This window comes from Spirosoma pulveris, from assembly GCF_054781875.1.
Window position 1 is genome coordinate 221047 of record NZ_BAAGTO010000005.1, and the last position, 12865, is coordinate 233911.

A 12865-nucleotide genomic window follows, 5' to 3' on the forward strand; every position below is an offset into this window, starting at 1 on the left:
CCGGACGTATACGCTTTCAGCTTTTGTCGCCTAACTTGTGCCTTTTGGAACAGGGAGCAGCTAAATAAGGTCGGTAATTCATGCTAAATACAACAAAGCCACACTTGCTGGTCGTTGAAGACGAAACCAAAGTGGCCCTCTTTATTAAGAAAGGACTCGAAACACAGTCGTTTACGGTTACCATTGCGGCTGATGGGCGCGAGGGCAAACGCTTGATTGGCACCGAACGGTTCGATCTGGCTATTCTGGATGTTAACCTGCCGTTCGTAAGCGGGCTGGAACTGGCCGAATACATACGCACCAAGAATATGCAGCTGCCTATATTAATGCTTACGGCCCTCGACTCCACTACCGACAAACTCATGGGCTTTGAAGCCGGGGCCGACGACTACCTGGCTAAACCGTTCGATTTCCTGGAACTGGTAGCCCGCGTTCGGGCACTGCTTCGCCGGTCGGCTCCCCCTGAAGAAAGCCAGCCAATACTGCGGTTGGCCGATCTGGAACTGGATCGGCAACAAAAGGTAGCCCGCCGTGCCGGACGCACCATCGACCTCACCGTCCGGGAGTTTGCCCTATTGGACTACCTGATGCGAAATCAGGGACGGGTTGTGTCGCGGGTCGACATTGCCGAGCAGGTCTGGGATGTAGGTTTCGATACCGGTACCAATGTTATTGACGTATACGTGAATTACCTCCGTAACAAAATCGACAAAGGCGAACCGGTGAAGTTGATCCATACCGTTGTTGGTTTCGGCTACGTGTTAAAGGAAAAATAACGCAATGCTGCCCACCGCATGACTCTCCGCAACCGACTTACGGGCCTGTTCACCGCCGTTGTATCCGGCCTGCTGCTGCTGTTTTGCGGCATTATCTATCTGGTAGCCGAACGCCACCGGCAATACGAGTTTCGCGAGCGACTGAAGGCTGAAGCGCTTACCTCGGCCGAGTTATTGTTTGGCTCCGACACAACCGGCAGGCAGTTGTATAAGCTCCTGGACAAGAATCACATGACGGTGCTGGATGAAGAAGAGATTATCATTTATGACTACCGAAACCGGATTGCTTTTGAGAGCGGAACCGATTACCTGACCGTTTCAAAAAAACAACTCGACCAGGTACGGCTGGCAGGACAGCTATACTGGCGCGTTGGGCTACGCGAAATCATCGGCATACGATACACGCAGCACGCCAACCGACTGGTGGTCCTGGCCTCCGGCGTAGATAAGTACGGCTTTAGTAAACAACGGGCACTCGCCCTGTTGCTATCGATTGGCTGGGGACTCGCCGTACTGATTGTCTTTGGTACCGGGCTTATTTATGCCGGTCGGGCGTTACGGCCCATCCGGCGTATTATCCGGCAGATCGATACGATCACAGCCTCCAAACTGGAACGGCGGCTGGCCGAAAGCACCGACGCCGATGAACTTACTCAGCTGGCTCAGCGCTTCAACCGTATGCTCGACCGGCTCGAAGAGGCTTTTCGTCAGCAGCGAACGTTCGTTTCGCATGCATCACATGAATTACGCACACCATTGACGGCCATCACCGGGCAGCTTGAAGTAGCCTTACTGGCGGGAGACGACCTGAACGACCTGCGGGATACGGTTCGATCTGTGCTGGAAGACGTACGCGACCTGAACCGCCTGACCAATGGCCTGCTGAGCCTGGCAAACGTGAGCGTAGATGAATCGGCGGTAGCTATTGGGGCCGTATCACTCGACGAACTGGTCTGGCAGGTACGCGCCGACTTACTCCGACTCCGACCTGACTATACCGTGGCTGTTACTTTTGGAGAAGTGCCCAACCCACAAATTACCCCGCTGGTGACGGGCAATGAATCATTGCTGCGCACGGCCCTATTTAACCTGATGGAAAATGGCGGCAAGTTTTCTCCCGATCACCGAGTGAGCGTCCGGCTGGTCATCGAACCGGATCTGGTTACCCTGACGTTCCAAAACCAGGGGCCACCTATTCCGGCCGGGGAATTACCCGAAATTTTCAAACCCTTTCAACGGGGCACCAACGGCCGAAGCGTGGCCGGGCATGGCATTGGCTTGTCGCTAACTCAGCGTATCGTTCAACTTCACCGGGGTAAGCTAACAGTCACCTCCAACGAAGCGCAGGGCACCTCCTTCCAGCTTGACCTCCCCCGAGCCGTCTAGCAGCGAGCCCTTTACAATTCTAATCTGTTTCTAATGACGGGCTAATTCGGCTCTAAAGCCGAGATTGCAACTTTGTGTCCATCCAGCAGAGAGCAGCCGAATATCAGGTTGCAGAGCTAGTAAGACCAACGTTTAAGCTGAACCGTCATGAACCCTTACATTCTCGATTACTCCGAACCGGATAGTCTGGGCCGTCGCCCCGGCCATAACGGCCGACCGCAAAAGCGCAGGTACCAGCCTATTATCCTTGTATTCATCCTGCTGAATGGGTTATTGTATTGCATTGCCCTGGTCTATCTTCTTCGCCAACGCACGGAAATACAGCAAATTCGCCAGAATTATAACGATCAGGTCATTCAGTATGATTCGTTGCTGGCGGCTAAACAGGAAACCGAACAGCAGTTGGCCGCTCTGCACCACCAGATAGCCCTGGCGAAGCGCGCCGGTCTATCCGGCGGTTACCCCTAAACTGATGTAAGCCCCTTTTAACCGCCCGTTCCACTTATCACTATGACAGACACACCTGTACTCCCGGTATACCAGTATTTCATCAATGAGTTCCCCAAGTGGACAGTTATTCTGGAGGATCGACGTTGTACGGATGATCAGTCCATCGAAATTACCCTGTCGCGCCCCGGGTTCCATAATTTCGAATGCGACGATCTCCGTTTCGTTAGTCTGCTGATTCGCAACCGCCTGATGATCGCGGCCTTTAGCACCTATGTTTCAGCCGATAAAAGTAAAACGGCCATTGATATTCGGCTCGTTCAGATTCCGATTTGCCTGATTTTGCCTACTATTTAACAGCACCCGGCCACAAGGACAAGTTATGTTGGCAGGCCAACGTAAACTAAAATAACACCCACAATTCCTGCAAACCAGTAAACCCAATTCTCATGAATACCAACGAAGAAGTAAATCTTGATCAATCAACTGCCGAACCAGCCGATCTGTACATGGGTCTGGGTAGTGTGGCGTACGCGCTGGCCAAAGTCGATGGCCGCATTCAATTGGCCGAGATGCAAACCGTTAAAGAACTGCTGGCCAGCGTGCCCCATGGCGAATTAGCCCTGTACGCTTTTTTCCTTCGCGAAAATTGTAATGAAACCGTCGAAGAGGCCTATGCCTTTGGGATGCGACGATTCACCAACAATCGAAAAGGCCTTACTGAGCCTATTAAAAAACAGTTCGTCGACATATTAATCCAGATCGCCCAGTCGCACGACGATACCTCCCGCAAAGAGCAGGAACTGATCAAACGGTTTCGGCGTGACCTCCGGCGACTTTAACAGGCCTCACCCGGCTGGTATAAACGAATGCCAGTTTATTTCCTGCAGGTAGTCTGTAGGGGATACATGAAATCTGCATTGCAGTTCCATTAGTTTGGAAGGAGATTTAATGCCTGAAAACAAGTTTTTCATCAACAGTCCAACCTCTGCCGGCTGAATCTTTATAAGGCCTAAAGCACTTCGTTTGCAGATTAGGAAGCGGTAGATATCAATGTCGTCAACCTTAAAAAGGGTTTTTGGCGGTTGGCTATTACCTCTCCGTTTTGAGTTGAACTTACTTAGGTTCGACGATGGCCCGACGTACTGATCAGGCTGTTTTACAAGCTGATTGCCGTTTCTTGACTGTTGAATTTCAACGTTAAGGGACGGCAATTAACTGTATAGTCCCAAATTGAATGCAAATCTTCCCTGAGTTCACTTCAGATAATCCCGTCAAAATTATCGCCTGATTATACGCTTTGGCATGAATCGTGTACTAGTCGAAATAGACAGCCCAGCTTGGTTAACCTATAAATAAGGGTTCCCAAAGTACCAAAATGATATGTTACCAAAGATTATTTACTCCGTCTGAAAGCTGGCTTCATCATCTATTGCTATGACTATCGCATGAATTGTACTTTTTACGACTTTCCCTCTCAGCATACTTTTCTACAATCTCTGATAGCTACTGTTTGTTTGGTAGCGCTGGTTACGATGGCAGGCTGCGTATCCTCAACGAGGATCGTCTATTTTCAGAGTGACATGGAAAATAGCGCCAATGTTCGAATGCCGGAAAGCTATGTTCCGCTTATTAAAGCAGGCGATGTATTATCCGTCCAGGTAAGTAGCCTTAATCTTGAAGCAAGCACTTTTTTTAACCCATACACCCCCATATCCCAGACCACTCCGCGTACTCAACAGCCAACAAACACTGCTGGACTTCCCGAAATGGCGGGTTATATGGTATCTGGTACGGGCGAGATCGAACTGCCGCTAATTGGTCTCCTGAAAGTAGAAAAGCTGACAACTTCGCAAACCAGCGCCCTGATTAAGGAAAAATTGTCTACGTACCTGAAAGAGCCAACGGTGAACGTACGAAACCTGAACTTCCGCATCTCAGTACTCGGCGAAGTGATGCGGCCTTCACTTTTCACAATACCTAATGATCAGATTACCCTTATTGAAGCCTTAAGTTTAGCCGGTGATGCAACCATTTACGGACGACGGGACAACATCCTTGTCGTTCGGGAGGAGAATGGGCAGAAAACCTTTGCTCGCGTTGATATTACCAAACGGGGTCTGTTTCGGTCTCCGTACTACTACCTGCATCCGAACGATATAGTTTACGTAGAACCCGGCCGGGCCAGGGTAAATAATGCCGATCACTTTTACCAGATCGTACCAGCTATTCTAAGCGCCTTATCATTAGTTGCCATCATCATTTCCCGAACCTATTAACTGCGCTATGGCAACCAACTCATCGAACTACAGTTACATACCTTACCAACTTATGGATACGGGTAACACCCAAATCAGAGCAACGCTGTTACGGTATGTCCGCCATTGGTACTGGTTTGTACTGTCGGTCGGAACCTTGCTCATTACTGCTTTTCTTTACCTGCTCTACCAGCAGCCTGTCTATAAAAGCAGGGCCAGCTTATTGGTTAAAGACGAAAAAAAGGGGCTGGACTCCGAAAGCATGCTCAAAGAGCTGGAGATTTTTGCCCCCAAGAAAGTAGTTGAGAATGAAATTGAAGTATTGAAATCCTACACCCTAATGGCCAGAGTTGTGCAGCAGCTCCATCTGGATGTAGTTTACTACCAGGATACCCCATTTGGAAAACGGGAAATCTTTAACAAATCGCCGGTGCATTTGATCATTGAACAGGCGAATCCATCACTGTACTCGGCAGAAAGCCTTCTGAACCTGTCATTCATCGATAAAAACACTGTACAAATAAACGGCCAGTTGTATCCGCTGAATCAAAGCGTTCGAACCCCTTACGGACGGTTACGGGTATTCCCCCGCCAACCGGTTTCGTCTTCGACCGCGCCAATTTTTGTTCAGGTTTTTGAAGAGCAGAAAACAGCCAACGACTATTTGAAAGTATTAAAGGCCGAACCCACCAGTAAAGCCTCTACTGTAATCGCACTTTCTCTCGAAACAGGAGTTCAGGACAAAGGAGAAGCGATCCTGAATCGCCTGATCGATGTTTATAACGAAGCCGCCGTACTGGATAAAAATCGCGTTGCCTCAAATACGCTGAATTTCATCGAAGAACGGTTGCAACTGGTAGCGGGCGAACTGGAATCTGTTGAGAAAGGAGTTGAACGATATAAATCGGCTCAGGGAATTACCGACCTCACCAGCCAGGCTAAAGGCTTTCTGGAAACGGTTCAGCGCAACGATGCCGAACTCAGTCAGGTGTCCATTCAGTTAGGCGCCCTCCGCGAAATTGAAGACTATATTCACCAGCAACCTGGCCAACGAAATGGGACGCCAGCTACCCTCGGGTTAAGCGACCCTACGCTGATTAACCTCATTCAGACCGCCACTAAGTTAGAGGCACAGCGGAACGAGCTGGCCCAGACGGTTCCAGATAAAAACCCGCTTCTGCGTACCGTCGATGCCCAGATCAGGGCCATTAAAGCCGATATTAACGAAAACATTAGTACCATGCGGGCTATGCTGACCACCGCTCAGCGCCAGTTTGCCCAAACTAATCAGAAGATAGAAGGAACAATCCGAACCATTCCCGCCAAAGAGCGGGCTTTACTGAACATCACCCGGCAACAGGCTATAAAAAATGATTTATATACCTACCTGTTGCGCAAACGGGAAGAAACGGCGGTATCCTTTGCTTCAACCATTTCCGACTCCCGTGTAATCGACGTAGCCCGTAGTGAGGCTGACCCAACCAAGCCAAACAAACCACTCACCTACCTGCTGTTTACGCTGATTGGTCTGATAATCCCCATAGGCGTCATGGCCAGCCGTGATGTGATTAACAATCGGGTAATCCGGCGAACCGATGTGGAGAGTCAAACCCAAACGCCCATTTTAGGCGAAATTGTACGAAAACGCTCGCCAGGTTCACTCGTTGTGTCATCGAGAACTAACTCCGTCATTGCCGAACAAATCAGGGCCCTTCGCACTAACCTGAGTTTTCTACGCGAGCACCGCACGGGCAGCCAGGTACTGCTTTTCACTTCCAGTATCAACGGTGAAGGCAAATCATTTCTTTCCCTCAATCTCGGAGCCAGCCTTGCCCTGGTTGGATCACGAACCGTGATCCTGGAGATGGACCTACGCAAACCTCAACTGCGTAACTCACTCGATATCGACAATGGCTTGGGGTTGAGCAACTATTTAATCGGCGAAACAAACGTTGATTCTATCATTCAGCCTATTCTGGACAATGACAACTATTACATCGTTCGAAGTGGGCCGCTGCCACCCAACCCATCGGAATTACTAAGCGGAGTTCGGCTGGGAAGACTGATTCTTGAGCTGAGGGAACGCTTCAACTATGTAATTATTGATGCGCCCCCCGTTGGACTGGTTACCGATGCACAATTGATTGCCCCCTACGCCGATGCAACATTATACATCGTTCGGCACGATGTTACACCCAGAAACTATTTGAAAATGATTGAGATGCTCCACCGCGAAAAGCGATTTAACAAGCTCAACATTGTGCTCAATGACGTTGGTGACAGCGAACCGAATTATTACAGCTATGGACAGAAAGGGAGTGCATATGGCCATTCGAGTGTCAAGAAAAAAACGCTGCTAAGCCGCCTAACTTCTACTACTTAACGTGTTCCGTTATGGTCTCTAACGCCCTGGACCCCCACCGTATTAAAGCCCGCGTCAGGCAACCTTTCATAGAAGCAGGTAACACTTATAGACGGAAGCGTTTATTTGATTTACTGGTGGCCGGTTTGGTCACCCTATTCATCCTGAGCTGGCTCATTCCACTACTCAGTCTTCTCGTTATGCTTACCTCTCGCGGACCCGCTATTTTCAGGCAAACTCGTTCAGGCTTGTACGGACAGCGTTTTATCTGCTATAAGTTTCGGACAATGCAGTGGCCAACCGGTGATGAGCCCTTCCGACAAGTCTCAAAGGACGACACCCGGGTAACTCCGCTTGGTAAGTTTCTCCGCCGTACAAACCTGGATGAAACACCCCAGTTCATCAATGTTCTATTAGGTGATATGAGCATTGTAGGGCCACGCCCCCACCCGATCCAACTGGACGCTCAATTCTGGCTTAGCCTTCCGGGTTATTCGCATCGATATAAGGTCAGGCCAGGAATTACAGGACTTGCCCAGGCACGGGGATGCCGGGGCGAAACAGGTAACCCCCTTAAAATGAAACATCGGTTGATGTACGACCAATTTTATATTCGCAAAGCCTCGCTACAAATGGACATCTCTATTTGCCTGCAAACGTTAGTGTCTATGCTAAAGGGAAATACCGATGCTTTTTGATCGTCATGAAGCCAAAATCGCTGTTCGCTAAAATAAACTGGCCAGCTTCTATCAACGAGCGTAGCCTGCTTATTTATAGAAATGTAGTACAGTCTGTGTTTGTTAAAGGCCTGGGTATTCTGATTGGCTTTCTGACGATTCCACTCACGCTGGAGTACATCAACATCGAAGATTTTGGCATTTGGATGACCATTACGTTCCTGACGTCGTGGTTCAGCCTGATCGATGTGAGCTTTGGCAATGGTCTGCGGAATAAATTGGTTGCTTTTTTTTCTGCCGGCGACTTTCAAACGGCCCGAAAATATGTAAGCACATTATATGCGTTATCAATAGGTATAGCGTTGTTGCTTACCGTCCTTTTTCTGGCAATCGGGCATTATCTCCAGTGGACTTCATTACTGAATATTCAGAGCCCGGAGCCCCGGCTGGTCAATGCTATTATTACGTATACGTTGGTAAGTTTTAGTATCCAGCTTATGCTGAAGCCTATTAATTCGATCCTCTTTGCCGATCAGAAAGCCGCCTTGGTGAGTTGGATTTTGCTCCTGACCAATGTCGTCATCATCGCCATTATTTATTTTGGGTCCAGCACCTTGAATAAATCACTACTTAACGTCGCTCACATTTACAACTTGGTACCCCTTACAATACTTCTTGTGGTTTCGGGCTACCTTTTCCGATACGTTTATGCGGAAATCGCTCCCCGTTTCACTGACATTGACTTTTCCCTAAGCCATGAATTATTCAGCATGGGTGGTAAATTTTTTATTCTCCAACTCATTAGTATACTGGTGTTCACGTCGGGGGGGCTTTTTATAGCTTACTTTCTGGGCTCTGCCAGTGTGGGTCCCTACAGTATTGCCAACAAATATTTCAGTGTGATAACGGTACTGCATGGTATCGTCATTACGCCTTACTGGTCGGCCTTTACCGATGCCTATATCAAGCACGATAACGTCTGGATTCGGGCGACAATGCGTCAGTTGAATCACATTGGCAGCGCCATGGCGCTGCTGGCCGGATTGATGGCCTTAGCGGCAAACTCGATCTTTCAGGTGTGGGTTGGTCCGGCCATTAAGGTTCCGGCAGACCTGTCTCTTGCGCTAACGGCCTACGTAATCAGTTTTGTCTTTTTAAGCAACTACAACTCCCTGATCAACGGAACCGGGCAAATTCGCCTACTGACGTATGTCTCATTAACCGGCGTCGTCATTTATGTTGGTCTGATAACGTTACTGTTCCGCTGGCTTAACGTTGGCCCGGCAAGTGTGGTGATTGCTGGAACAATTTGGAATATAAGCATGCTGCTGGTCTGTCGGGCAGAGTACAAAAAGATTATATATGGTCTTTAAATTTATTCGCTTCGGTTTTCGGATCATCCGATTTGGATGGCGACGCAGTCGACGGATTGCCGAAGCGCTGGTTACTCGTGTACGCTTTTACTTGAATAATGTTTCGTACGGATCGGGCCTGAAAAGCTGCGGCATCCCCATCGTCGACATTAACGACGGCTGCTCGATGACCATCGGCAGGTCATTCAATATCAATAATGGCCGAAATCATAATCGCATCGGCCGACAGCAGCCCTGTTTTTTCATTGCTGACTTGGGCGGAAGCATTCAGATTGGCGACCGCGTGGGCATGAGTTGTACGGCGCTGGTTTCTCATAACGCAATTACCATTGGCGACGACGTCACGATTGGTGGCAATACTGTCATTTATGATACCGACTTCCATACGCTCATAACGGCTCAGCGAACAACGTTTCAGGATAATTCCCTGGCAAAGACGGCTCCGGTTGTCATCCGGAACGGTGCGTTTATTGGCGCTCATGTCACGATCCTGAAAGGGGTAACAATTGGAGAAAACGCCGTTGTTGGTGCGGGTTCAGTCGTGACCGCGAACATACCGTCCAACGAGCTGTGGGGCGGCAATCCCGCTCAATTTATCCGGACACTTCAGCCTCAACCTATCTATGAATAAGAGTATTCTGTTGCTTATCTATTTTGCACTGGTACAAGTGACTCCGCTGGCTTATCAGGCATACTTCGGGTATAACGAGTACTATATCTACCCTTCCTTGCTAAGCCACTCCCTACTGATCGTCCCTATCGCAACCATCTTTCTCCTGAAGAACCGGTATACAAAGGCGTTCCTGATTGTCTGGATTGCCTGGCTATACGTTGGGGAACTCAAAATTTTAACCTATTTCTCGATCAATCCTTACTACATTTCGATGGACGAGGGGTGCATCATTTACAACATCTACCTGATATTCCTAAGCATCGGGATGCTCATCCACGATGTAAATGCCCCTGTTTCAACACCATCGGCGGAGGAGCAGGCAAGAGGCCGGTTACTTCTTAATGATCTGGGTCCATTCGCATACTTTCTGCTGGTTTTTCCGCTGATCTGGATTGTCGACTTCGTCCGCAATGTGGGCTTTATTCCTATTCTATCGGGCAATGATGTTACCGATACCATGTATGGCTTGAACTATGGTTACATCTATAACTTCGGCTTTTTCAATTGTTTTTCCGCCGTCCTCCTGTACGACCGCTTCTTAAAAAGCACAACTACCCAAACCAAGCTGTTATGGGTAAGCCTGTTAATTCTTTCAGTGCTGATCATGTCGGCAGATAGCAAACGACTCTACTTATTAGTATCGCTGCTGGCTATTTTCGTTTATGATAAGTTAATGTCAGGTGCATTGACCATTGATCTGCGAACGATTACGATTCTGCTGAGTGGCCTGTTTTTGTATGTCATTTTACAGAATATCAGGCTGGGCAACGCAACAGAATCTCCGTTTGAGCGCGACGGCTTTCCACTTGGCTCCGAATTTCGGGAGTATGTCCGGGCTGTTAATGAATTCAAACCGGGAGAAATAGCGGGGTACGATCTGTTGGTCAGTACGATTGGCGGCTTTGGCAATTCGTTTATCCTCAAGCTTGCCGGTTTCGATAAGTCCGAAATGGTCCATAAAGACAGTGCTTATTCCTTCATGAAACTCTTCGATGACGAGAATACGCTGGGGATTCGAACCGGCTTAACTTCCGAACTGTATTTTGCGTATAACTTCTACGGCTTATTCTTCATCACTTTTTTTGGCTGGTTAATCAGCAGCTTATCCTATAGGCTGGTACGCGTTGTGAAGCAGTCAAGCCTGCTCTTTTTGAGTACGATCTATGGCTTACTCGTCCTGACCGTTTTTGGGCAAAGTTCGGTTACCGTTGGCTGCCTCTCCGTTACCATGTATTTATATGGCCTGTTTTCCCTGTTAAAACTCCTCCGTCCGCGTGAAACGACGATACAATCTTACCCGGCATGATTTACATCGTTATACCGGTCCATAATCGCCGACACTATACAATAGGCTGCCTGGCCTGTCTATCCCGCCAAACCATAACGGCTCAACAGGTTATTGTGGTTGATGACGGGTCTACAGACGGTACAAGCGAACAAATAAGAGCAAACTTTCCTACTACCATCGTCCTGACCGGCGACGGCTCCCTCTGGTGGGCTGGGGCTACCAATCTGGGCATCCGGTACGTACTCCAGACATTTTCGCTGAACGATGATGATTTTATCCTGACCCTGAACGACGATACGAAGGTTGACCCAGGTTATCTGGCCAGTCTATTAACGGCTTATCAGGTTCATAAACCATGTATCGTCGGCTCGGTATCGGTCGATGTAAAATCACCACAAGAATTACTTTATGCCGGTACCGGCCTGAATTTATGTATGCCCAACATCGAAAACTGGGCCAATACCCGCTTTAAGAATAGCTATGACCTGCTGAAGACGACAAGTCCTTATCTGCTATCCGATAGCTTGCCGGGTAGAGGCATGCTTATTCCCCATGCGGTTTTTGATACGATTGGCCATTTCGACGATCAGCGTTTCCGCCATCATATGGCAGATCTTGATTTTTCAATTCGCGCACGTCAGGCGGGCTTTCCACTGGTTATCTCCTCGTCCAGCGTTGTCTATGAGTATGCAGATGCTACCGGTGTGAATCTAAATCAGTCGATGCCTTTCCGGCAGTTTGTTGAGACATTATTGGCCATAAAATCCCCCATCAATTTCCGGGTACGTTATCATTTTGCCTTAAAACATGCCCGTTTGCCTTACACCTACTTTGCTGTCGATATGCTTCGCATTTTACTTGGCTATTTACGCCGACAGCTTAAGGCGATGACGCACCAAAATTAATAGACCGTTGCTTCGTACAACCCGAACGCCATGAACCAGACACTTAAACTTATCGTAAAACGCAATAAAATACTGCACAAACTTGCGCAGATTCTGCTGATAGTAAAAGCAAAGCTGGCCTCACCCATACGGGGGCAGGGTAATCGTATCATCAATAAAGGGGTTTTTCTTCAGGTAAGGCTCGACATTGCGGGCAACAACAACATTGTTGAAATTGCGGAGGGGGCCATTTTAACGAACATGATAATTTACATCAGAGGCAATAATAATTTGCTGCGCATCGGCGCTTACTGCAAGTTTAAGGGAGGATGTGTATGGGTTGAAGACGACAACGGTCAGGTCATTATTGGCGACCATACCAGTATTGAATCGGCACACTTAGCCGTTACGGAGCCGGGCAAACGCATCATCATTGGAGAAGATTGCATGCTCTCGGCGGGCATCGACATCCGAACCGGCGACTCGCACAGCATTTTAGACGCTGAAACAGGAAAGCGAATCAACTACGCTCAGGATGTCACTATTGGCAACCATGTCTGGATCGGTCTGAATGCCGTTATTTTAAAAGGTGTTTCAATTGGCAACAACGCCATAATCAGTACCAATGCCGTTGTTACCCAACCCATCCCCGACCATTCCATTGCCGCTGGCGTACCAGCCAGAGTTGTTAAAAACAACGTAAACTGGCTTCGAGAGCGCACTTACGACTCTGGGCAGTAA

General features: G+C 48.6%; 13 protein-coding genes. All 13 read left to right on the forward strand.

Going from position 1 to position 12865, the window contains the following annotated elements; genetic code table 11:
• Positions 1-80 precede the first annotated feature (80 nt).
• Entirely contained in the window at positions 81-776 is a 696-nt protein-coding gene (locus ACYVJM_RS18705; protein WP_461149752.1) for a response regulator transcription factor, read from the forward strand.
• 18 nt (positions 777-794) lie between these two features.
• Complete coding sequence (locus tag ACYVJM_RS18710) at positions 795-2162, forward strand: HAMP domain-containing sensor histidine kinase (RefSeq protein ID WP_461149753.1); 1368 nt, start codon at positions 795-797, stop codon at positions 2160-2162.
• A gap of 147 nt (positions 2163-2309) precedes the next feature.
• Positions 2310-2630: a hypothetical protein gene (locus ACYVJM_RS18715; RefSeq protein WP_461149754.1), complete on the forward strand. Its 321-nt coding sequence runs from the start codon at positions 2310-2312 to the stop codon at positions 2628-2630.
• 42 nt (positions 2631-2672) lie between these two features.
• A complete protein-coding gene (locus ACYVJM_RS18720) occupies positions 2673-2966 on the forward strand; it encodes a hypothetical protein (RefSeq protein ID WP_461149755.1) in 294 nt (97 codons plus the stop codon).
• A gap of 92 nt (positions 2967-3058) precedes the next feature.
• Entirely contained in the window at positions 3059-3451 is a 393-nt protein-coding gene (locus ACYVJM_RS18725) for a TerB family tellurite resistance protein (protein WP_461149756.1), read from the forward strand.
• A 741-nt stretch (positions 3452-4192) separates the two neighbouring features.
• A complete protein-coding gene (locus ACYVJM_RS18730; protein ID WP_461149757.1) occupies positions 4193-4888 on the forward strand; it encodes a polysaccharide biosynthesis/export family protein in 696 nt (231 codons plus the stop codon).
• A 7-nt stretch (positions 4889-4895) separates the two neighbouring features.
• On the forward strand, positions 4896-7250 hold the full coding sequence (locus ACYVJM_RS18735; protein WP_461149758.1) for a GumC family protein: 2355 nt from the start codon (positions 4896-4898) through the stop codon (positions 7248-7250).
• An 11-nt stretch (positions 7251-7261) separates the two neighbouring features.
• Positions 7262-7927, forward strand: a complete 666-nt coding sequence (locus ACYVJM_RS18740) for a sugar transferase (RefSeq protein ID WP_461149759.1) — start codon at positions 7262-7264, stop codon at positions 7925-7927.
• 5 nt (positions 7928-7932) lie between these two features.
• On the forward strand, positions 7933-9279 hold the full coding sequence (locus ACYVJM_RS18745) for a lipopolysaccharide biosynthesis protein (protein WP_461149760.1): 1347 nt from the start codon (positions 7933-7935) through the stop codon (positions 9277-9279).
• Positions 9269-9910 (forward strand): acyltransferase, encoded by a 642-nt coding sequence (locus ACYVJM_RS18750; RefSeq protein WP_461149761.1) that lies wholly within the window; start codon positions 9269-9271, stop codon positions 9908-9910. Before ACYVJM_RS18745 ends, ACYVJM_RS18750 begins: the two co-directional genes overlap by 11 nt.
• Complete coding sequence (locus ACYVJM_RS18755; RefSeq protein WP_461149762.1) at positions 9903-11258, forward strand: hypothetical protein; 1356 nt, start codon at positions 9903-9905, stop codon at positions 11256-11258. Before ACYVJM_RS18750 ends, ACYVJM_RS18755 begins: the two co-directional genes overlap by 8 nt.
• Positions 11255-12145, forward strand: coding sequence for a glycosyltransferase family 2 protein (locus ACYVJM_RS18760; RefSeq protein WP_461149763.1), 891 nt, complete (start codon positions 11255-11257; stop codon positions 12143-12145). The genes ACYVJM_RS18755 and ACYVJM_RS18760 overlap by 4 nt, the downstream gene beginning before the upstream one ends.
• Positions 12146-12175: 30 nt before the next feature.
• Positions 12176-12865 (forward strand): acyltransferase, encoded by a 690-nt coding sequence (locus ACYVJM_RS18765; protein ID WP_461149764.1) that lies wholly within the window; start codon positions 12176-12178, stop codon positions 12863-12865.